Source organism: Eubacterium ruminantium, from assembly GCF_900167085.1.
GTDB classification, from domain to species: domain Bacteria; phylum Bacillota; class Clostridia; order Lachnospirales; family Lachnospiraceae; genus Eubacterium_Q; species Eubacterium_Q ruminantium.
The window spans coordinates 244,198-267,540 of sequence record NZ_FUXA01000005.1; the positions used below are offsets into that span (position 1 = coordinate 244,198).

Annotated in this window: 14 protein-coding genes; 12 read left to right on the forward strand and 2 right to left on the reverse strand. The window is 38.6% G+C overall.

Annotated features, from left to right (window positions below; translation table 11 throughout):
- Positions 1–115: 115 nt before the first annotated feature.
- Positions 116–379: a 30S ribosomal protein S20 gene (gene rpsT / locus B5D25_RS03880; protein WP_078786578.1), complete on the reverse strand. Its 264-nt coding sequence runs from the start codon at positions 377–379 to the stop codon at positions 116–118.
- Positions 380–629: 250 nt separating this feature from the next.
- Positions 630–1,646 carry a DNA polymerase III subunit delta gene (gene holA / locus B5D25_RS03885; RefSeq protein WP_078786580.1) on the reverse strand — a complete coding sequence of 339 codons (1,017 nt, stop codon included), beginning with the start codon at positions 1,644–1,646 and terminating at the stop codon, positions 630–632.
- 253 nt (positions 1,647–1,899) lie between these two features.
- On the opposite strand from holA, the gene B5D25_RS03890 reads away from it, so the two are divergent.
- The 12 genes from B5D25_RS03890 (at position 1,900) to B5D25_RS13310 (ending at position 23,339) form a co-directional block, all read left to right on the forward strand.
- Positions 1,900–2,118: a hypothetical protein gene (locus B5D25_RS03890; protein WP_078786582.1), complete on the forward strand. Its 219-nt coding sequence runs from the start codon at positions 1,900–1,902 to the stop codon at positions 2,116–2,118.
- A 186-nt stretch (positions 2,119–2,304) separates the two neighbouring features.
- Complete coding sequence (gene glgB / locus B5D25_RS03895; protein ID WP_090168551.1) at positions 2,305–4,536, forward strand: 1,4-alpha-glucan branching protein GlgB; 2,232 nt, start codon at positions 2,305–2,307, stop codon at positions 4,534–4,536.
- 18 nt (positions 4,537–4,554) lie between these two features.
- The gene (truA, locus tag B5D25_RS03900) at positions 4,555–5,322 is read left to right on the forward strand and encodes a tRNA pseudouridine(38-40) synthase TruA (RefSeq protein WP_078786586.1); all 768 of its coding nucleotides are present in this window, start codon (positions 4,555–4,557) and stop codon (positions 5,320–5,322) included.
- A gap of 318 nt (positions 5,323–5,640) precedes the next feature.
- Positions 5,641–8,865: a carbamoyl-phosphate synthase large subunit gene (gene carB / locus B5D25_RS03905; RefSeq protein WP_078786588.1), complete on the forward strand. Its 3,225-nt coding sequence runs from the start codon at positions 5,641–5,643 to the stop codon at positions 8,863–8,865.
- A 248-nt stretch (positions 8,866–9,113) separates the two neighbouring features.
- Entirely contained in the window at positions 9,114–10,001 is an 888-nt protein-coding gene (gene rfbA / locus B5D25_RS03910; protein ID WP_078786590.1) for a glucose-1-phosphate thymidylyltransferase RfbA, read from the forward strand.
- Positions 10,002–10,103: 102 nt separating this feature from the next.
- On the forward strand, positions 10,104–11,123 hold the full coding sequence (gene rfbB / locus B5D25_RS03915) for a dTDP-glucose 4,6-dehydratase (protein WP_078786592.1): 1,020 nt from the start codon (positions 10,104–10,106) through the stop codon (positions 11,121–11,123).
- Positions 11,124–11,238: 115 nt separating this feature from the next.
- Positions 11,239–12,111, forward strand: coding sequence for a methionyl aminopeptidase (locus B5D25_RS03920; protein ID WP_338082899.1), 873 nt, complete (start codon positions 11,239–11,241; stop codon positions 12,109–12,111).
- A 148-nt stretch (positions 12,112–12,259) separates the two neighbouring features.
- Positions 12,260–14,530 (forward strand): endopeptidase La, encoded by a 2,271-nt coding sequence (gene lon, locus B5D25_RS03925; RefSeq protein WP_078786596.1) that lies wholly within the window; start codon positions 12,260–12,262, stop codon positions 14,528–14,530.
- Between the two features lie 67 nt (positions 14,531–14,597).
- The gene (locus B5D25_RS03930; RefSeq protein WP_078786598.1) at positions 14,598–18,140 is read left to right on the forward strand and encodes a PD-(D/E)XK nuclease family protein; all 3,543 of its coding nucleotides are present in this window, start codon (positions 14,598–14,600) and stop codon (positions 18,138–18,140) included.
- Positions 18,124–21,966: a helicase-exonuclease AddAB subunit AddA gene (gene addA / locus B5D25_RS03935; RefSeq protein WP_078786600.1), complete on the forward strand. Its 3,843-nt coding sequence runs from the start codon at positions 18,124–18,126 to the stop codon at positions 21,964–21,966. Before B5D25_RS03930 ends, addA begins: the two co-directional genes overlap by 17 nt.
- Before the next feature lie 88 nt (positions 21,967–22,054).
- On the forward strand, positions 22,055–22,876 hold the full coding sequence (locus B5D25_RS03940; protein ID WP_078786602.1) for a F0F1 ATP synthase subunit A: 822 nt from the start codon (positions 22,055–22,057) through the stop codon (positions 22,874–22,876).
- A 37-nt stretch (positions 22,877–22,913) separates the two neighbouring features.
- The gene (locus B5D25_RS13310) at positions 22,914–23,339 is read left to right on the forward strand and encodes an ATP synthase F0 subunit C (protein WP_242870196.1); all 426 of its coding nucleotides are present in this window, start codon (positions 22,914–22,916) and stop codon (positions 23,337–23,339) included.
- Positions 23,340–23,343 lie beyond the last annotated feature (4 nt).

Below are 23,343 nucleotides of genomic sequence, written 5' to 3' on the forward strand. Positions count from 1 at the left end.
TATGCATGTCATGTTTCTATAAAAACCTCCCACATGATATGTTATTTGATAAATAAAAAGACATCGGAAAAATTATCCGATGTCTTTTTTATGCTATATTACTTTGTTGAAAAGATTAGTCGATCTTATTTACAAGAAGATTAAGACGAGAAACCTTTCTTGAAGCAGTCTTCTTATGGTAGATACCCTTTGAAGTAGCTTTATCAATAGCAGAAGTAGCAGCTAAAAGAGCCTCTGAAGCAGCAGCCTTATCGCCTGCCTTTGAAGCAGCTTCTACCTTCTTTACAAGTGTCTTAACTTTTGACTTTGCAGCCTTATTTCTTTCTTCTCTTTTCTTAGCTACAAGTATTCTCTTCTTTGCTGATTTAATATTTGCCACAGCACTTTACCTCCGGATTAATTGTAATAACCCACCGTCTAGCGGTGTAAATAATATGTTATACCAATCATAATGAGGGTTTTACTATGAATGGTTTTTGCGTATCTTAAAAGCAGAATCCACTTAGCCAAGACACGGGTCAGTATATAAATATACCGGGCATATGAACGTGCTTCGGTACCTTTTTGCCGCGAGTACCAAATACGCAAATGATATAATATCAAATGTAAATGAAATCGTCAAGTGGTATTTAACTAAGGCATAAATTTAAAATTAGATTTTCCACAGCGGCCTTATCACTTGAACGTCCTGCCTTTACATCAAGATCTGCATTTGAGCACATATCTGCAAATGAAAGCAGTGTCTTATATTCATATTTTTCTGCAAGCGCAAGCTGAGGTTTCAAATAAAATGGATGTATGCCGGTGAGACGTGCGATAGTGGAATTATCTTCTTTGTCTTTCAGCATCATTTTAATCTGCGCAAGCTGCATATATCTTTTACGGACAAGAGCCAGAGTCTGCATTGAAGGAACTTTCAGCTGTTCCAGGTCACTATATAAAGATATGGCCTTATTCGCATTATGGTCTCCGATAGCATCCAACATTTCAAAGACTTTATTTTCAGCATCATTTTCACAAAGATTTTCCACATCTTCCACAGTGATGCTTTTCTTATCTATAGTATAGGCACGGAGCTTTGCAGCTTCATTATAAAGACGGTTCATATCATTTCCGACTGCATTTATGAGAGCGAAGACTGCTTTATCTTCAACTGACGCGCCGTCTTGGGCAAGAATTTTCTTGAGCCAGGTGTTAAGCATGGAAGCATCCGGCGTTTCAAATTTGGCAACTGTGCCGTGCTTTGCGATTGCTTTATATATCCTTAAACGGGAATCTGTATCTGTTTCAACAAATATAAGTTTCGTTGTATCAGGAATTTCTTCAATGGCACTGATCAGATTATCGGAAGCTTTTTTTAGTATGCCGGTTGCTTCTACAAGAATCGTTCTGTGATCGCTGAAAAATGGCATCGTCGACATGGCTTCTATCAAACTGTTCTCCTGAAATTTGTCACCTGAAAATGCATTGAAATTCATTGTGTCATCCGGAGTTGTAAGAGCATCCAGAAGCTTATGCTTATATTGTGATATGAAATATCCTTCAGTTCCTGTTAAAAGGTAGATATTATTAAATTCGCCGCTTTTAAGGTGTTCATTTAAAGTATTGATCGAAGCGACTGTAGGATTTTCCTTTTTGGGTGCCATATGATTTCTCCTGATTTTTCTAGTTGCTTTTTTGGGCTGTATTTTTGACTGCTTAATAACCGTTCCGGATATTTATTCGGTCGGATCATAGTAATGTTTTAAGCAGTGAATTATCCCGCTGTTAAAAGCAAAATTATAATAGGTGCCGGGATTCCTGTGCATTTTCACATTCGAGATTCCAATCCTTTCGCCTATACCCTAAAATGATAATACAGAAAATGAATTTGGGCAATATTTTATATGTAAGAATAATGTGGATGATGGTCCGAATAATAATGCAAAAGACAAAGCAAATGATAATGCAAAAGACAATGCAAATTATAATACGAATAACAATGTAAAAAACAATGTAAAAAACAATGCAGACAACAATGTAAAAAACAATGCAGACAACAATGTAAAAAACAATGCAGACAACAATGTAAATAATAGCATTTCAGATGGTTTGCTGACTTTACATTGTATGATTTGAATGATAAAATATTTTATTATGACGACTGATCTGACGATGTCTTTAAAAGCCCGGCAGATGCATATTCTATTCTCGGGTCAAATGTCTCAGTCGTAAGGATATTTAATCCTTTTATTTGGGGAAAGTATTGGCAAAAGTTGACCGGATATGGGTTGATCCGGCGGAATATAGTGGGAGGTAATGGGATTGAACGATAAATTGAACAACTGGATTAATTGGGTGCTCTATGACGAACTTATTGAAGGCAAGATAAATGCGCCGAAACATCTTCTTGGTAATCATGATTACGGAGATGGCCAGGTAATCACATGTTATAAGCCGCATTCGGCATCGGTTTCCATTAAATCACCAAGCGGAAAAGTTACTTACCAGATGGAGAAGGTAAGCGAAGAAGGATTCTACGGAATTTATTTTCCTAACAAGAAATTCAAAGGTAATAAATATAGATTGATAACGGAATACTATGACGGTACTTCTGTAACATCGGCGGATTGCTATAGCTTTGACGGGTTGTTTACGGATTATGATGCATACCTTTTTGCTGAAGGAAATAATTATGATATCTACAACAAAATGGGTGCGCATCCGATGACCATCGATGGAGTTAAAGGTACTTATTTTGCTGTGTGGGCACCGGATGCAAGACGTGTTTCGGTGGTAGGCAATTTCAATATGTGGGACGGCCAGCTGAATCCTATGCAGATTCACAGTGCGTCGGGAGTATATGAACTTTTCATACCTGATGTCCTTCCGGGGGCAATCTATAAATTCCAGATAATGACAAGGTATGGAGACATACTTTATAAAGCAGATCCTTACGGCAATTATGATCAGTTCAGACCGGATAATGCCAACATTGTTGTGGATTTAAATACTTATAAATGGAAAGATGCAAAATGGATCAAGAGCCGTTCGGCCATCGACAGAGTTGAAAGGACTAAGAGTCCGATGTCTATCTATGAATGCCATCTCGGATCATGGAAGAAGAAATATGAGGATTCGGACAGCGGATTCTATAATTACAGAGAATTTGCGGAAATGCTTGGAGATTACCTTGTTGAAATGGGATATACCCATGTGGAACTTATAGGTATCGCAGAGTATCCGTTTGATGGTTCGTGGGGCTACCAGGTAACAAATTATTATGCTCCGACTTCAAGATACGGAACTCCGGATGACTTCATGTTCTTCGTGGATCGCATGCATGCAAAAGGCATCAGCGTAATCCTTGACTGGGTTCCGGCACATTTTCCAAGAGATGCTCATGGCCTTGGAAGATTTGACGGTATGGCACTTTATGAAAATGCAGATCCAAGAAAGGGTGAACACCCTGACTGGGGAACATATATATTTGACTATGGAAGAAATGAAGTTGCAAACTTCCTGACATCCAATGCCCTTTTCTGGATTGAGAAATATCATATCGATGCTCTTCGTGTTGATGCGGTTGCATCTATGCTATATCTTGATTACGGAAAGCAGGACGGACAGTGGGTTGCCAATAAAAATGGCGGTAAGGAAAATCTTGAAGCGATAGCACTTCTTCAGAAGATCAATACTGTGGTTGAAGGAAGAAATCCGGGAGCATATCTTATTGCAGAAGAATCAACAGCCTGGCCGGGAGTTACTGCTCCGGCTTCAATGCAGGGACTCGGTTTCTTATTTAAATGGAATATGGGCTGGATGAATGATTTCCTTGAATATATGAAGATTGATCCTTATTTCAAGAAATTCAATCATAATAAGCTTACATTTTCTCTTTCATACACATATGCGGAGAATTATATACTTGTCATCTCTCATGATGAAGTTGTTCATCTTAAATGTTCAATGCTCGGAAAGATGCCGGGGCTTGAATTTGATAAGTTCGCAAATCTCCGAACCGCATATGGATTTATGATGGGACATCCCGGTAAGAAACTCCTTTTCATGGGACAGGAATTTGCTCAGGAGCGTGAATGGAGTGAGGCGAGAAGTCTTGATTGGTGGCTTCTTGATCAGCCGCTTCATAAGGGCATGCAGGATTACGTCAAAGAGCTTAACAATATATATAAGAAGTATGACGCATTTTATTATAATGATAATGAAGTCATGGGATTCGAATGGATCAAGGTTGATGATGCCGATTCAGGAATAGTTACATTTGTCAGAAGAGGTAAGACAACTAAGAATCAGATCATGATGATCTGTAACTTTGTTCCGGTTGAAAGAAAGGGATACCGCGTTGGAGTACCTTGTCTTACGGAATATACAGAGATACTTAATTCGGATGATGAAAGATTCGGAGGACTCGGAAGAACCAATAAAGATAAGAAGCTTATTGCGGAGAAAGCTCCGTGTGACAGATCCGATAAGTCAATAGTGCTTGACATAGCTCCGCTTTCCGCTATCATTCTTAAGTATGATTATAAAAAATAGATATGGAAATATAATGATATGAAAAAGAATATTAAAATGATCCTGAGCTATGACGGCAGCAGATTTTTCGGATGGGAGCATCAGCCGAATACTGATATGACTATACAAGGTAAACTTGAAAATGTGCTCACAGCCATGCTTGAAGGAGAAAATGGCGGACAGGAAGTTAAAGGTCTTACCGTAATCGGCGCAGGTCGTACCGATGCGGGAGTTCACGCAAGGGCAATGACAGCGAATGTAATACTTGATACGGATAAATCCTGCGATGAGATTATGGAATATATGAATCATTATCTGCCGGATGATATAAGTATCAACAAGGTGACTGAGGCATCCCCTCATTTCCATAGCAGATACAATGCTAAAGGAAAAACCTACAGATATACATGCTGGTATGGTGCATCGAAACCTGTATTTGACAGGAAATATGTATCGGTTTTGGATAAAAAACCGGATGTAGACAGAATGAGAAAAGCTGCTGAGTATATTGTGGGTATGCATGACTTCAAAAGTTTCTGTGGTAATCCTAAGATGAAAAAATCAACAGTCCGTATAGTTGACCAGATTAAAATAGAAGAAAGCGGAAATTATATCAGAATGTATTTTCATGGAAATGGTTTTCTTCAAAATATGGTAAGGATCATGACGGGAACACTTTTGATGGTTGGATTCGGTCAGAAAGAACCGGAAGATATACCTTCTATAATAGAAGGAAAGAACCGTCAGCTGGCAGGATTTACGGCCGAAGCGAAAGGTCTTACATTAATGAAAGTTGATTATGATTAAGATATGCATAAAATATGTATAATATTCATATTTTATGCATATTTTATGTCTACCAAAGTAAAAAACAACAAGAGAACAGGGCGAGAAACCGCATAAATCCGTCATTTTTAAAGAAATTATAAAAATGTAAAAAAAGTATGGTATTTTTAATAGTGTAATGCTATAATATGGCAGATGCGAGCATAGGTCTGCGTCCCGGGGAGAAAGTCTGCCCGTAGATTTAGATAGGATGCGGCATAAACTATGCGAGAGATAGAGTGTGACTTGGAAAGATAAAAAGTCACGGAAGAACGAGAGAAGTAAAGGAGGTATTACTTCATGTCACAGAGAACTGACATACACAAAATACTTATAATCGGTTCTGGTCCGATCATAATCGGTCAGGCTTGTGAGTTTGATTATTCCGGAACTCAGGCTTGTAAGGCTCTTAGAAGTCTTGGTTATGAGATTGTTCTTGTTAATTCAAACCCTGCAACTATCATGACAGATCCGGAGATGGCTGATGTTACATATATCGAGCCTCTTAATGTTAATCGTCTTGAGCAGATAATTGCAAAGGAACGTCCTGATGCATTGCTCCCTAATTTAGGTGGTCAGTCAGGACTTAATTTATGTTCTGAATTATATAACGCCGGTGTACTTGATAAGTACAATGTACAGGTTATTGGTGTTCAGGTAGATGCTATTGAGCGTGGTGAAGACCGTGTCGAATTCAAGCAGACAATGGATTCTCTTGGTATCGAGATGGCAAGAAGCCAGGTTGCTTATAGCGTAGATGAAGCTCTTGAGATCGCTGATAAGCTTGGTTATCCGGTTGTTCTTCGTCCTGCATATACAATGGGCGGCGCCGGCGGCGGACTTGTTTACAATAAGGAAGAACTTAAGACTGTTTGTGCAAGAGGTCTTCAGGCTTCCCTCGTTCACCAGGTTCTTGTTGAAGAGTCTGTAATGGGATGGGAAGAACTCGAGCTCGAAGTTGTTCGTGATAAAGAAGGAAACATGATAACAGTATGTTTCATCGAAAATATCGATCCTATGGGTGTTCATACAGGAGACAGCTTCTGTGCAGCTCCTATGCTTACTATTTCTCAGGAAGTTATGGACAGACTTCAGGAGCAGGCTTATAAGATCGTTGATGCTATTCAGGTTATCGGTGGTACAAATGTACAGTTCGCTCATGATCCTGTATCAGACAGAATCATTGTTATCGAGATCAACCCACGTACATCACGTTCATCAGCTCTTGCTAGTAAGGCAACAGGTTTCCCTATTGCGCTTGTATCAGCAAAGCTTGCTTCAGGACTTACACTTAAAGATATCCCATGCGGAAAGTATGGTACACTTGATAAGTATAAGCCGGACGGAGATTATGTAGTAATCAAGTTTGCACGTTGGGCATTTGAGAAGTTCAAGGGCGTTGAAGATAAGCTCGGAACACAGATGCGTGCAGTTGGTGAAGTAATGAGTATCGGTAAGACATATAAGGAAGCTTTCCAGAAGGCTATCCGTTCTCTTGAAAAGGGACGTTATGGTCTTGGATATGTTAAGAACTTCCATGATATGACTAAGGAAGAGCTTCTTAAGGCTCTTGTTACACCTTCAAGTGAGAGACATTTCCAGATGTATGAAGCACTTAGAAAAGGTGCAACAGTAGATGAATTATTTGAACTTACACATGTAAAGAGATACTTCATCGAGCAGATGAAGGAACTTGTTGAAGAAGAGGAAGCTATTGCGGCTTCTAAGGGAAGTCTTCCTGATGATGCTCTTCTTACACAGGCTAAGAAAGACGGATTCTCAGATAAGTACCTCAGCGAAATCCTTGGTATCGATGAAGATGCCGTAAGAGAAAAGAGAGAAGCTCTCGGCGTTGTTGAGACATGGGATAAGGTACATGTTAGCGGAACAGAGAATAGTGCTTATTACTATTCAACATATAATGCTCCTGACAACAATCCTGTATCATCAGATAAACCAAAGATCATGATCCTTGGTGGTGGTCCAAACCGTATCGGTCAGGGTATCGAGTTCGATTACTGCTGTGTACATGCAGCTCAGTCACTTAAGAAACTTGGATTTGAAACAATAATCGTAAACTGTAACCCTGAAACAGTTTCTACAGATTACGATACTTCAGATAAACTTTATTTCGAGCCTCTTACACTTGAAGATGTTCTTAGCATCTACAAGAAGGAGAAGCCGGTAGGTGTTATCGCACAGTTTGGTGGACAGACACCTCTTAACCTTGCTTCTGATCTTCAGAAGAATGGCGTAAAGATTCTTGGAACTTCTCCGGAAGTTATCGATCTTGCAGAAGACAGAGATCAGTTCAGAGCAATGATGGATAAGCTTGGTATTCCTATGCCTGAGTCAGGAATGGCTACAACAGTTGAAGAAGCTAAGGCTATTGCAAATAAGATCGGTTATCCTGTAATGGTTCGTCCTTCATACGTTCTCGGTGGACGTGGAATGGAAGTCGTTTATGATGACGATGCAATGACAGGATATATGAATGCAGCTGTAGGTGTTACACCTGACAGACCTATCCTTATCGATAGATTCCTTCATAATGCACTTGAGTGTGAAGCAGATGCTATTTCTGACGGAACACATGCATATGTTCCGGCAGTTATGGAGCACATCGAGCTTGCAGGTATCCATTCAGGAGACTCAGCTTGTATCCTTCCTTCAAAGCATATTCCTGCAGATAATCTTGAGACTATCAAGGAATACACAAGAAAGATCGCTGAAGAGATGCATGTTGTAGGTCTTATGAATATGCAGTATGCTATCGAAGACGGTAAGGTTTTCGTACTTGAAGCTAACCCAAGAGCATCTCGTACAGTTCCGCTTGTTTCAAAGGTTTGCGGTATCAGAATGGTACCTATTGCTACAGATATAATCACAGCAGAGCTTACAGGAAGAAAGTCACCTGTACCTGAACTTAAGGATAGAGAGATTCCTTACTTCGGTGTTAAGGAAGCTGTATTCCCATTCAACATGTTCCAGGAAGTTGACCCTCTTCTCGGACCTGAAATGCGTTCAACAGGAGAAGTTCTCGGACTTTCTCGTTCACTTGGTGGAGCATTCTTCAAGGCAGAAGAAGGTGCTAAGGCTGATCTTCCTCTTGAAGGAACAGTACTTATCTCTGTTAATAAGCAGGATAAGGAAGAAGTTGTTGAAATCGCTAAGAGCTTTGCAAATGATGGATTTAAGCTTATAGCTACAGAAGGTACTTGTAAGATCATCAACGATGCAGGTATTGAGTGCGAAAGAGTTAAGAAGCTTCAGGAAGGCAGACCAAATATTCTTGATCTCATCACAAATGGTGATATCCAGCTTATCGTTAACTCGCCTGTTGGAAAAGACAGCGCAACAGATGACAGCTACCTTCGTAAAGCAGCTATCAAGGCTAAGATTCCGTACATCACAACAATTGCAGCAGCTTCTGCAGCAGCTGACGGAATCCGTCATCTTAGAAAGCATAAGTTCAGTGATGTTAAATCACTTCAGGAGTGGCATAAAGAGATTAAGGAAGTATAATTTCCTTGTAAATAACATATAGAATACTTAAAAAGGCGGATATGGATTTGCAAAAACTGCATTTTATAGGGTATAATATCAAAGAATCGTATTTGAAATCCCTTCAAATATATTATATTCTGTAGGATGTTGGAGCAACATATCTGCCTTTTTGGTAATAATTTTGTTATTACCTGTTCCATTTAAAGGGACTTTTATTCGTGGGGAGATATTGGTTAATGCGTTTTTTTAGGGTATAGGAGATTTTTATGAAAGGTATTATTTTGGCCGGAGGCGCAGGAACAAGGCTTTATCCTTTAACACTGGTAACAAGTAAACAGCTACTTCCAGTTTATGATAAGCCTATGATTTATTATTCGTTATCAACTCTCATGCTTGCAGGCATCAGAGATATCATGATAATAAGTACGCCTGATGAGCTTCATAGATTCGAGGCATTGCTTGGTACAGGTGAAAAGTTCGGTATTTCACTTCATTATAAAGCACAGCCTAGTCCGGATGGCCTTGCTCAGGCATTTATCCTTGGTGAAGAATTCATTGGCGATGATGCATGCGCTCTCATTCTTGGGGACAATATTTTCTATGGAAATGGTTTCAGCAAAAAATTAAAAGATGCTATTAAGAATGCAGAAGTAAATAAGAGAGCTACTGTATTTGGTTATTATGTTTCAGATCCGGAGAGATTTGGGGTGGTTGACTTTGATGAAAACGGCAGAGCCGTAAGTATAGAGGAAAAACCTGCAGAACCAAAGAGCAATTATGCTGTTACAGGATTATATTTCTATCCTTCAGGTGTCAGTAAAAAAGCAGCTCAGGTAACACCTTCGGAAAGAGGCGAACTTGAGATAACATCATTAAATGTTATGTATCTTGAAGATGATATCCTGGATGTTCAGCATCTTGACAGAGGATTTGTATGGATGGATACAGGAACGGTTGACAGTTTGGTTGAAGCATCAAACTTCATACAGTCTGTAGAGAAGAGAAACGGTGTTATAATCTCAGCACCGGAAGAGATTGCATTTCTTCATAAGTGGATTGATTCTAAGGCGCTTATTCAGGCTTCTGAACAGTATGGAAAGAGTGCATACGGAAATTATCTGAAGCTGGCTGCTAAAAATAGAGTTAAAAAGTAATTAGCTGCTTAAAAACAGAGTTAAGAAGTTATTTATTTCCGGAAGATAAGATTACTATTCTTCGCGGATAGATATTTCAATATTTTAAGGAGATATGGATAAATGACTATAGTAGTAACAGGTGGTGCCGGATTTATCGGCAGCAATTTCATTTTCCACATGTTAGATAAATATCCTGATTACAGGATTGTTTGTATAGATAAACTCACATATGCGGGTAATCTTTCTACTTTGAAGAGTATTATGGATAATCCGAATTTCAGATTTGTTAAGCTTGATATATGTGACAGAGAGGGAGTATATAAGCTCTTTGAAGAAGAGCATCCTGATATTGTTGTTAATTTTGCAGCAGAGTCACATGTTGACAGATCTATAGAAGATCCCGGAATATTCTTAGAGACAAATATCAAAGGTACAGGTGTCCTTATGGATGCCTCATGCAAATATAATGTTAAAAGATATCATCAGGTATCAACTGATGAGGTATATGGAGATCTTCCACTGGACAGACCTGATCTTTTCTTTACAGAGGAAACTCCTATTCATACCAGTAGTCCGTACAGCAGCAGTAAGGCAGGAGCGGATCTTCTTGTAATGGCTTATCACCGTACATATGGTCTTCCTGTAACTATTTCGCGCTGTTCAAATAATTACGGACCTTATCATTTTCCGGAAAAGCTTATACCTCTTATGATAGCAAATTGTCTTTATGACAAGCCGCTTCCTGTATATGGTGAAGGGCTTAATGTAAGAGACTGGCTTTATGTTGAAGATCATTGCAAGGCTATCGATCTTATTATCCATAAAGGTACAGTCGGTGAGGTATATAATGTCGGCGGACATAACGAGATGAGAAATATCGACATCGTTAAGTTGATCTGCAAGGAACTTGGAAAACCTGAAAGTCTCATAACACATGTTGCGGACAGAAAAGGACATGATATGAGATATGCTATCGATCCTACCAAGATTCATAACGAACTTGGATGGCTTCCGGAAACAAAGTTTGAAGATGGTATAAAGAAGACTGTTAAATGGTATCTTGAAAACCGTGAATGGTGGGAAGAGATAATAAGCGGAGAATATCAGAATTATTATAAGAAGATGTATGAGAACCGCTAAAATATAATCATTTATCTGTCTTGACATATATTTTGATTGTAATATAATAGGTAGTCGGTAAGTAAGTCGTAACTAACTTAGTAGAGGCTTAAGCCTCGGAATATGGAGAATTATAGTGGCTAAATTAGGAAGAAATGATGCATGCTGGTGCGGAAGCGGAAAGAAATACAAGGCATGCCATGAAGAATTTGACAGAAGAATAGAAGTTTATAAGAATCAGGGACATATTGTACCGACTCATAATATGATCAAGAATCCTGAACAGATTGCTAAGATAAAAGAAGCATGTAAGGTAAATGTAGAGGTACTTGATACTGTTGCGGATAAAATCTGCATAGGAATGAGTACTGAAGAGATCAATGAAATCGTAAATGAGGTAACTTATAGGAATCATGCTATTCCGGCTCCTCTTAATTATGAAGGATTTCCAAAGAGCGTATGTACATCAATAAATGATGCTGTATGTCATGGTATTCCTTCAAAAGATGAGATACTTATGGATGGCGACATTATAAATGTTGATGTTTCAACTATCCTTGACGGATATTTTGCAGACTCATCAAGAATGTTTATGATGGGAAATGTTTCCGATGAAGATAAGAAGCTTGTTGAAGTAACTAAAGAAGCTATGTATAAAGGCCTTGAGATGGTTAAGCCATGGACATTTATGGGTGACATGGGACAGGCTGTTAATGATCATGCGATAGCAAACGGCTATTCTGTTGTTCGTGAAATCGGTGGACATGGAGTGGGAATAGAATTCCATGAGGAACCATGGGTAAGCTATGTAACTAAGAAAGGTACAGAGATATTACTTGTTCCCGGAATGATATTCACTATAGAGCCTATGATCAATATGGGCGGTCCGGAAATCTTCGTTGATGAAGAAAATGATTGGACAGTTTATACAGATGATGGCTCAAAGTCAGCTCAGTGGGAGATTCAGGTTCTCGTTACTGAAGACGGACACGAAGTGCTTAGTTGGTAATTTTTTGGATGGTCTTATGACCATCCTTTTTTTTATATAGGTTTATACTATTGCAATTTTCATAAAAAGTAGTATGATTAAATTAGCACTCACTTAGATTAAGTGCTAACAAGATCCCTGTTGTTTGTTAAAGAAGAGGAGATATTTAATGACAATAATTCCAATATATGATACATTGCTTCTTCCTGAAGTGACATTTTATTTTAAAAAAGAAGTTATAGATGGCTGGAATACTAAAGAACTTAAGCCGTCAGAAACTATAGCATTTATCATGTTGAAAAGAGATATCAGTATTGATGAAGCAAAGCCTGAGGATTTCTACCCTGTAGGTATCGCTGCTAAACTTGAGAATATTGATAATGAAGGAAATATCAGAATAAGAACCATGAACAGAATACTGTTCGAAGATGTTCGTATTAAGAAGACAAAGATCCTTGCGACTATTGATGAGAGACCTGAAGTTGATGATTTCAGTGTTGAAGAAAGAACTGAAGTTTTTGAAAGACTTAAGGCGGAATATCTTAAGTTTGTTCAGAATTTCCAGTGGGGTCTTTGGGCAAGAGGATTCATACTTCAGTGGAAGAATATGAATGAACTTGCATGCGCTATGGCTGGATATTTCAGTATCACATGGGAAGAGAAATATTCCATCATAGAGGCTGATTCTTTGGAGCAAAGGTATAGACTTATCGAGACAGCTGCATATGAATTTATGGAAATGGCTATAGTTCAGAGCGGCGCTGAGGATGCTCAGAAAGAAGAGCATGAGAAGATTTACAGAGAGAATGCTATTCGTAAGCAGATAGATATTCTTCAGAAAGAACTTGAGGAGATGCATCCGGAAAGTATTTCCGATATAAGTAAGTTCAGAAAGATGATCGATGAATCGGGAATGAATGAGACAGCTCGTAAAGAGGCTGAAAAAGTTCTTAACCGTATGAAGCAGGAAGGCCAGGACGGTCATGAGTACGGAATGCTTTATGATTATCTTGATTTCGTGACAGGACTTAGCTGGAAGCCGGCTGAAGCGACTGAAATCAATATTGAAAAAGCAGAAGAAATACTTGATTCAGAGCATTACGGACTGAAGAAGGTTAAAGAGAGGATCATTCAGCAGATGGCTGTTATGGCCCTGAATAAAAAGCAGTCGGGATCTATCCTTCTCTTTGTAGGTGCACCCGGAACAGGTAAGACAAGTATCGGTCAGAGTATAGCTAAAGCACTGGATAGAGAATATGTAAGAATAAGTCTTGGTGGTGTAAGAGATGAAGCTGAGATAAGAGGTCATAGAAGAACTTATATCGGAGCTATGCCGGGACGTATCATGGAAGGGATGAAGAGAGCCGGATCATCAAATCCTGTTATGGTTCTTGATGAGGTTGATAAACTTGTGCGTGATTTTGGAGGAGATCCTGCATCGGCGCTTCTTGAAGTTCTTGACCCTGAGCAGAACAATTCATTTACAGATCATTATATGAATGTTCCGTATGATCTTTCGAATGTACTTTTTGTATGTACTGCAAATTCGATAGATACTATTCCGGAACCACTGTTAAACCGTATGGAGATTATTAATTTCAGCGGTTATACAGCAGTTGATAAATATAATATTGCAAGAAAACATTTGATTCCTAAGGCTATGAAGCAGATGGGTATCAAGTCAAAGAATCTTGGAATTACAGATGCTGCAGTCAGAAAGATCATTGAGGATTATACAGCTGAAGCAGGTGTAAGAGGTCTTAAGAAGCAGATCGATAATCTTTGCAGATATGCTGCGGTTAAACTTGTTAAGGGTGAGGAGGAGAAAATTTCGGTAACTCCGAAACGCCTTAGAGAATTCCTTGGAAATAAAGTATTAAGCCATGATGTTATAGATAGAATGACTATTCCGGGTATTGTAACCGGACTTGCATGGACTATGGCAGGCGGCGAAATCCTTTTCATAGAAACAAAGAAAGTAAAGGGAAGCGGAAAGGTTACTATCACAGGACAGCTCGGAGATGTCATGAGAGAGTCTGTTGAGATTGCAATAAGTCTTGTAAAGGGACTGTTCCCTAAGGAAACAGAAGATCTTGCTGATTATGATCTTCATATACATGTTCCTGAAGGTGCTGTTCCAAAGGACGGACCTTCTGCCGGAATCACTATAGTTACAGCCCTTTCTTCACTGTTTACAGGAAAAAAGGTTGATCCGACACTTGCTATGACAGGTGAGGTTTCATTAAGAGGAAAGGTTATGCCTATAGGCGGACTTCCTGAGAAACTCATGGCAGCAGTAAGAGCCGGAGTTAAGAAAGTATTTATTCCTGAGAAAAATGTTCAGGATCTGGAGGATGTTGCGGAAGAAGTAAAGTCAGCTTTGGAAATAGTTCCTGTTGTGAAAATTACAGATGTACTCCGTGATGTAAACGTATTATAATTATCAGAGGATTTAAACTGATTTATTAAATATATTTACAATAGATTATTAGGAGAAGTACAAGCGTATGGGAGCTGTGATCAATTATTTAGTTGGGGCGTCGGGAACAGGTAAAACTACGGATCTTATGAAGAGAGTTGCTGAGGCGGCTGTACTGAATCCGGATAAAAAATATTTGATGATAGTGCCGGAACAAGCGGCAAGTACTGTAGAAAGAGACATGGTGAAAATCATGTCTCTTTGTCATGGAAGGAAAGGTTTCATGAATATCGATATAGTCGGAATCAGTCGACTTGCTTATAAGATATTTAATGAAATGAGAGCTAAGGTTGGAGGACTTCTTGCAGATGCGGATAAATCAATGATAATCAGATTTATAGCAGGAAGACTTAAGCTTAGAGTATATAAAAACAGTATCGATAAAGACGGCTTCATTTCTGAAGCAAAATCCCTTTTATCAGAATTATTTCAATATAATATTACTATTTCGGATATTGATGAAGTTATAAATGAGATGGAGGCGACCGGGGAGAAACCGGTCCTTCTGGAGAAACTCAAAGATATAAGAGATATATTTGCAGGCTTTGAGGAGAAGGTTTCTGATTATGAAGAAAGCCTTCCTGCTGAGAGACTTGTGTCATATCTGCTTCGTAAGCTTTCATCACTTGAGTGCAATATCCTGGATAATGCAGTTGTTACATTTGATGGTTTTACGGGCTATACTCCTGCTCAGTATGATCTCATAGAAGAGATAATGAAAAGGGCTGAAAGTCTCAGCTTTGTGATCACTATGGACAGTGAGATAGTTAAAAGTAAAAGAGTGGTCAAAGACTATGAAATATTTAATCTTAGTTATGTGACATATAAAAATCTTATGGAAAAAGCAAAAGAAAACGGCCTTTCCGAAGGTGAAGTTTTATTGTATGAGAATGATCAGAGACATCAGAAGGGCACCATGCTTGATGATCTGGTATCGGGAATATTTAGATTTCCGAGTCCGGAACATAAAGAATGCGATGAAAGTGTTAAGGTACTTGAATGCAGAAATTCCGATGATGAGATAGCTGTTATCGCTGAAGAGATTAAGCGCCTTATAAGAGAAGAAGGTATGAGATATAGCGATATAGCTGTATTTTCTCCTTCTCTCGATGACAGTTCAAAGTCATTTGAGAAGATCTTCAGGAAATATGACATACCTTATTTCCTGGATAATACAAGGAAAATGAGACAGAATCCATTTTCGGAAGCAATCATTCTCTTACTTATGGCTGAAGATAAAAATTATGATTATGAGAGTATATTTGCATTTTTAAAAACCGGAGTCATAAGTGGGCTTACCGGTGAAGAGATAGCGCTTATCGAGAATTTTGTTTTAGAGAAAAATATCAAAGGTTACAGAAAGTGGAGCAGGTGCTTCTCTAAGATCCTAAATAACGAAGACAGATATGCAGAGCAGGAAGAAGTCAGAAAGAAGATAATGAAAGTTATCGGCGACTTCCATGAAGGAATAAAGAGTAAAACCGGAAAGGTTAAGGATCTGATAAATGCCATAAGAACATTCATGATAAATGAAGAATATGAGGAAAGCATTCTTCTTATGGCTGACAGGATAGAGGAAAATGACATACCTCTTGCAAGAACATACAGGGCTCTTTATAAGAATATCTGCGCATTCTTTGATGAGATGGAAAATGTTCTCGGGGAGGAAGAGATAACTCTCAGGGAGTTTGCTTCTATACTGAAGTCCGGTATGAATGAGATCAGGATAGGAACTATTCCGGCTGTTATTGACAGTGTTGTTATAGGTGATACGGAAAGAACAAGAGTGTCCGATATCAAGGTATTATTCCTGACGGACATGAATGAAGGCGTTGTTCCGCATCCGCCTCATGCTGCGAAGATATTGTCCGATCAGGATAAGGAATATGTTGAAAATATATTCCAAAAGAAGGGCATAAGAAAGCAGTTTGCGCCAAGTGATAAGGGAAAACTTTATATAGAACAGTTCTATATGTATCTTGCCATCGCAAAACCGATGGAAAGACTTTATGTGACTTATTGCAAAGCAGGAAATGACGGAGAGGAATTAACATCCGCATATATAATCCCGAGAATAAAAGCGATTCTTTCGGGACTATCGGTGGAAAACAGAAAACCGTCTGTATTTAAAGGTACGGAGAAGACGGATATTTATTTCTTTGCCGAAGCTTTTAGGAAATTCTTATATGACGGAGATGAAGACATTTCTCTTGATGATGCTGTTTTATACAGTTTATTTGAAGATAAGAAGAGATATATCGATCAGGCAAAAGCTTATGAGATAGATGATAAGAAGCTTACGGAAGCAGCGGTAGAAGCAGCGAAAAAAGCGCTTTTGGTTCAGTCTGTTTCAAAGCTTGAGCAGTATGCGGGATGCGAATATAAATATTTCCTCCGATATATGCTTTCTCTTGAAGAAAGACGTTCAGGAAATATTGATCAGCTTAATTTCGGAAATGTGCTCCATGACGCATTAAGAGATGTGTTCGATGAGATGGAGGGAGAAACTATTTCCGCAACTTATGATAATTGGCAGAAGATAAAACGTGACGAAGAGATAAAAATGATGAAGGATGCTATAACTACGGAATTCAGAAGGATGTCCGATGATTTTATCTCTCCGGAAGGTGAAGTGATAGCAGAAGGATATAATAGATATATTATTGAAAATATCTATCAGCTGGGTGAACGTACCATCACTTCTGTCAGTGAACAGATAAGAGGCGGTGACATGGTTCCTGTTTTCTATGAGGAACAGTTTACCGACAGAGATGGATTCGACAGGGCGAAGGTCGGAGCGAAGGAAGAGATAAAACTTGTGGGAAGGATAGACAGAGCTGATATCTACGAAGAAGGCGACAATGTTTATCTTAGAATACTTGATTATAAAACCGGAAATAATACATTTGACTATTCGGAATTATATAACGGCAGACAGCTTCAGCTTGTTATATATCTCGGAGTTATGACTGAAAAAGTCAGAGAAGTATATAAGAAAAAGGGCAGAAATGTAAATGTTTATCCTGTGGGAATGTATTACTATCCGGTGCATGATCCATATATTAAGAAGCCGGATAATGAAGATGACCCTAGGGTAATAGAGGAGAAAATCTCTAAGGAATTAAGGCTTAGAGGTATTTCTGCCGATGATCCTTTCATGAAGGAGATTCAGGAGAAAGGTATATCCGAACCTGAAAGATGGAAAGACGGAGATGCAAAGATCCTTCCGTTTGATTTCTATACAAAGCCATATAAGGATAAAAAAGCCGGTGATATCAAAGGCTTCCATATAAATCTTTCGGTGGATGAATTCAGATGTATAGAGAATTTTGCAAAGGTTAAGGCCGGAGAACTTACAGACAAAATGATGTCCGGTGATATTGAAAAGAACCCTTACAATAAGGGGGCCTCATCGGAATGCGATTATTGCAGTTTTAAGTCTGTATGCAGATTCGACGTGATTAACAGGGATAATAAGATCAACAGAGTTTCAAAAGATATAGATGAGCAAAAGTTTAGTGAGATGATCAATAGAGGAGGGGCTGCTGCAAAAAATGACAGTGTGGAATAAACAACAAAAGCAGGTAATTGATAGCAGAAATTACAATAAAAACATACTTGTTTCAGCTGCAGCAGGTTCCGGCAAGACAGCTGTTCTTGTTGAACGTATCTTAGAAAGCATCATGACTGAAGAAGATGGTGAATATAAGAATAATATCGATGAATTTCTTGTGGTTACATTCACAAGAGCCGCTGCTTCACAGATGAAGGAAAAGATAACAAAAACCATTTCCGAGAAGATCAATGAGGAAAGTAAGAAAGAGTATCCGGATCTTAAATTGGTGGATCACCTCCTTAGACAACAGACTGCAGTCGGAAGAGCGGATATATGCACATTGGACAGCTTTTCTGCGAAGATCGTCAGAGAGAATTTCAATGTTATAGGCATAGATCCTGCATTTAATGTAACAGACGGAAATATGGCTTCCATAATTCAGGAAGATATCACAGAAGAATTCTTTGAACAGCTTTTCGGCGGAACCGATGGTAAATATATTAAGTCGGCAGACTTTTGCGAGCTTGCAAATGTATTCTTCAGAAAAACCAGCGATTCGGAATTAAAGGATATTTTCAGCAGGGTTATCCGTGTTGCAAGTACAATGCCGGATCCTGTTAAATGGCTGATGGATTCAAGGCTTACAGGCGAGATTGATGAAATGCCGTGGATGAAGTTTATCATAAGGGATATTTACGGACAGGTCGAAACAGCCATCGGATATAATGACAAGGTCTTGGAGATTGCCGAAGAAAAGCAGGACAGTAAGCTTATTGAAAAAGCAAGACTCGATAGAGAAATCCTTGAAGGCATTAAGGAAGCATGTGACCCGGAAAATGGCGGCGGATATAAGACTATTTCGGAGGCACTTTCAGGTTATAAATTTAAACCGAAGAGTAAGGATGAGCCTGAAGCATATACATATTTCAGATCGAAATACAGTCTTAAAAGCGGGATCATCGGCTCTATAGCTGAAAATATAACCGGCAGCGGAAAACTTCCGAATATGGATTCGCTTAAAAAAGAGATAGAAGAAAATACTTCAAAATGGATTGATATCATTGTTTTCACAAGTATAGAAATATATGAAAGACTCATGACTGAAAAGCATAGAAGAAGACAATATGAATTCAGTGATATTTCGCATTTTGCTTTGCAGATACTTTCCGAATGTGATGACGAAGGGCGCATTTTAAGAGATGAAAAAGGAACTGCACTTCCGTCGGGAGTCGCAAAGAATTATGCGGACAAATATAAATTTATTTATACAGACGAATATCAGGACAGTAGTTATATCCAGGAAGATATGCTGAATCTTATTGCGAGAACGAAGAATGGTATTCCGTATAATATTTTCATGGTTGGTGATGTTAAGCAGAGTATATATCGTTTCAGACAGGCGAGCCCTAAGCTTTTCATCGATAAATATAATGATTACGCAAATGTAACGGATCTTTCAAAGGATGATATTCCTGAAGATGCTTCGGGAGTTGTAATCGACCTTTGTACGAATTACAGATCGAGAAAACCTGTTCTTGATGCAACGAATTATATATTTAAGCATCTTATGCAAAAGGATATAGGCGGGATTGATTATGATGACAGAGCCGCCCTTTCATTTGCGTCGGAAGCTGATATTTATCCTGCAGAGACAGGACCGGGAAGAAAGCCTCTTGTTATGCTTATTACACAGCCGCAGGATGAAGAAGAAGGAATGTCCGGCGAAATAAAAGAAGAGGAAATTGACAATGATGAATATGAAGCAGAACTTGTTGCTTCAAAGATAGACGAGCTTCTTAATGATGAAGAGTTCCTTATACTTGATACCGACAAAAAGGTCAGAAGAAGAGTGAAGCCTTCCGATATAGCCATAATCATGAGAGGCGTAAAGGGGCGTGGAGATAAATACGAAACTGCTCTTAAAAGAAGAGGTATCGGAGTTAAACTTGATAATCCGAATGGATATTTTGATGCGATAGAGATCACAACTATGCTTTCACTTCTTAGTGTGATTGATAACGTAAGACAGGATATCCCTTTGGCTGCAGTTCTTTCTTCTTCGATTGGCGGATTTACAAATAGTGAATTAATCCTGATAAGAGGAAATGTTGAAGAAAAATGCAGTTTCTACGATGCATGCATTTCTTATATCGAAAAGCATGATGAGGATGAGATAAAGACCAAGCTCGAAAGATTTTTTACGATGATCAGAGAGCTTGAGGAATGTAAGAATTATACCGGTATAGACAGCCTCATTGAGAAGGTTCTTGAAAAAACCGGATATGATATCTATATTTCGGCGTTGCCGAACGGAAATATAAGAATAGCCAATATAAATATGCTTATGAAAAAGGCTGAAGAATTTGAAAAGAATTCATTTAACGGCTTATTTAATTTCCTGAGATATATAGAGAAATGCAGATATCATGATATTGATTTTGCAGAAGCACAAATGGATACAGGCAGTGATGATAAAGTTCAGATCACTACTATCCATAAAAGTAAGGGACTTGAATATCCTGTTGTATTCCTTGTGGGACTCGGAAGACAGTTTAATCAGATGGATGAGAAGAAGGATGTATATGTTGACGGTGACAATCATATAGCCGTAAATTATCTTGATCCGAAGAGGAGGATCAAAGATAAGAGCTTTATGTGCCGTTCTATAATCCGCCTTTCAAAGCTTGCGAAGGTTGAAGAAGAGCAGAGACTTTTGTATGTCGGAATGACCAGAGCAAGAGAATATCTGATCATGACCGGGGTTGATAAGAAATTATCGGAGGAGTCAGGACTTGATTATAAATTACGAAGTACTTTTAAAAAGTATCTTACATGGATCGAGCCGCTGCTGAATATAAATGCTGTTTATGATGTATTTGACGTAGAGACTTATTTATTTAGTGATATAGCTGTCACAAATGAAGTCAGAAAGTTTAAGGAGAAAGCTGATTATATTAAGCTTTCGGAGGAACTTAAGGAAAAGTCGCAGGAAAGGGATGTTCAGGAAAAGAGGGATGCGGTAGAGAAAGTCTACAGGCAGAAGGAAGAATATCCTTATCTCACAGATACTGTCACCAAGGCGAAGATGTCGGTTTCCGAAATAAAGAAAATGCTTTATGAAGAAACTGGAGAAAATGAAGAAGCGGTGGCATCATATTTTGATGTCTACGGAATCCACGGTGATGAAGATGATGAGGCTGCCGGAAGTCCGGGAGAAAGTGTAGAAAAAACGGATGAGGCTGCCGGAAAGACAGATGGCACTGCCGGAAAGCCTGATCGTGAGGAACTGATCAAAAAGGCTGAGATTGAGAAGGCGGCCACAAGAAGAGGTACTGTTATTCATAAGATATTTGAACTTATGGATTTTCAGAAGATTGATTCGGAAGAAGATATGCGTGATGCGGCAGAAAATATAATGAGTGATGATTTTTTCACTGAGGACGACAGAAAGATGATCGCTGAAGGGAATTATATAAAATACATTGCCCGCTTTGCGAATACAGATCTTTTTAAATGTATGAAGAAAGCCGATAAAGAAGGAAAGCTTTATAAAGAAGCACCGTTCACCATGGGAATATCTTCAGATGAAAATGAATCCGGTTTGGTTATAGTGCAGGGTATCATAGATGCTTATTATATTGATGAAGATAATAATGCCGTGATAGTCGATTATAAAACCGACAGAACAGGCAAAAAAGAAATTCTTATAAAGAGATATTTTGAGCAACTTAGATTATACTCGGAAGCTGTTATGGGAATCAGTGGAAATAAGATAAAAAAGGCTGTGATTTATTCACTTTATGCAGGGGAAGTATCGGTTATTCAGGACTATGACCGATAACAAAAAATTATAATACACAACTTGACTTTGATGTATATAAAAACTAGAATTAGTGTTGGTTAAAAGAGAGGAGATGACGTTCTGAAAAATGACTAAAAAGAAGAGGATATCAGTGCTTCTTATAATGTTTGCCGTGGTTATCGGACTTGGCGTTTTGACATTCGTGCTTGGCAATAAAGAAAAGCATGAAACGATCCAGGAAACTATGAAAGATGCTGTTCTTCACGGGGATAATAAGATAAACCTGTTTGGAATAATGGATGTTAATCCGTCTGTTATATCAGCATTTACGGTAACTGCCGTGATACTGCTTTTTGCACTGATCATAAGGATATTTGTGATACCGAAATTCAAATACGTTCCGGGCAAATTCCAATTACTGATTGAAGAGTGGGTAGGAATATTTGACGGTCTTGCTAAAGGGAACAGTCCTCACAGGAATAAGTTCCTTGGTGCATATCTTTTTACAGCCGGTTCCTATATTTTCATTGGAACATGTTTTGAACTTTTCGGAATACAGGGAGTAACGACTAAAGGACATTCTGTAGCACTTCCGGCACCTATTTCGGATGTTAACGCAGCTATATGTATGGGATTTTTATCTTATTTCGTGATCATGTCCGGAGGAATAGCAGAGAATAAATTCGGAGGAGTTTTGAAGACTCTCAAGGATTTCTCGCTTCCGATATCGATGAGTTTCCGTCTTTTCGGAGCACTTCTCAGTGGTCTTCTTGTAACGGAACTTGTTTACTATTATATAAATTTAAGTTTTGTACTTCCTGTATTTGTAGGAGTCATGTTTACACTGCTTCATGCATTGATACAGGCTTACGTTCTTACAATGCTTACAGGACTTTTTTACGGAGAAGTTTCCGAACCGTCCGAGAAGAAGCATAAAAAAGAAGCATAAAATCACATTCTCATATTTATTTAGGAGGAATTTTAAAATGAATAAAGCACTTAAAGTATTACCTATAATTCTCGGGGTTGTCATCATGGTCCTCGGCGTATCAATACCTGTACTTGCCATGACTGACAAGGAAGAAGCTAAAACACAGCAGGTTAGTACATCTTCTGTAAATGAAGTAAATCAGGACGATGCAGTTGTTGAGACTGAAGCAGTAAATGAAGATAAGAAATCTGATTCATCAACATCAGGAAAAGCTATGGCAGCAGCGCTTGTTGTAGGCCTTGCAGCAGCAGCCGGTGCAATCGGTATGGGTATTGCCATTGCTAAGTCTGTTGAAGGTATATCTCGTCAGCCTGAAGCAACGGGAAATATCAGAACATCACTTATGCTCGGTCTCGTATTCATAGAGACAGCGATCATTTATGCCCTTATTGTAGCGATACTTATTATATTCGTAATGTAAAGGA

Coding starts and splice junctions, on each gene's coding strand:
- addA (WP_078786600.1), top strand. CDS start 18,124: ATGACAGTGTGGAATAAACAACAAAAGCAGGTAATTGATAGCAGAAAT.
- holA (WP_078786580.1), bottom strand. CDS start 1,646: ATGGCACCCAAAAAGGAAAATCCTACAGTCGCTTCGATCAATACTTTA.
- rfbA (WP_078786590.1), top strand. CDS start 9,114: ATGAAAGGTATTATTTTGGCCGGAGGCGCAGGAACAAGGCTTTATCCT.
- B5D25_RS03940 (WP_078786602.1), top strand. CDS start 22,055: ATGACTAAAAAGAAGAGGATATCAGTGCTTCTTATAATGTTTGCCGTG.
- B5D25_RS13310 (WP_242870196.1), top strand. CDS start 22,914: ATGAATAAAGCACTTAAAGTATTACCTATAATTCTCGGGGTTGTCATC.
- B5D25_RS03930 (WP_078786598.1), top strand. CDS start 14,598: ATGGGAGCTGTGATCAATTATTTAGTTGGGGCGTCGGGAACAGGTAAA.
- lon (WP_078786596.1), top strand. CDS start 12,260: ATGACAATAATTCCAATATATGATACATTGCTTCTTCCTGAAGTGACA.
- rfbB (WP_078786592.1), top strand. CDS start 10,104: ATGACTATAGTAGTAACAGGTGGTGCCGGATTTATCGGCAGCAATTTC.
- truA (WP_078786586.1), top strand. CDS start 4,555: ATGAAAAAGAATATTAAAATGATCCTGAGCTATGACGGCAGCAGATTT.
- carB (WP_078786588.1), top strand. CDS start 5,641: ATGTCACAGAGAACTGACATACACAAAATACTTATAATCGGTTCTGGT.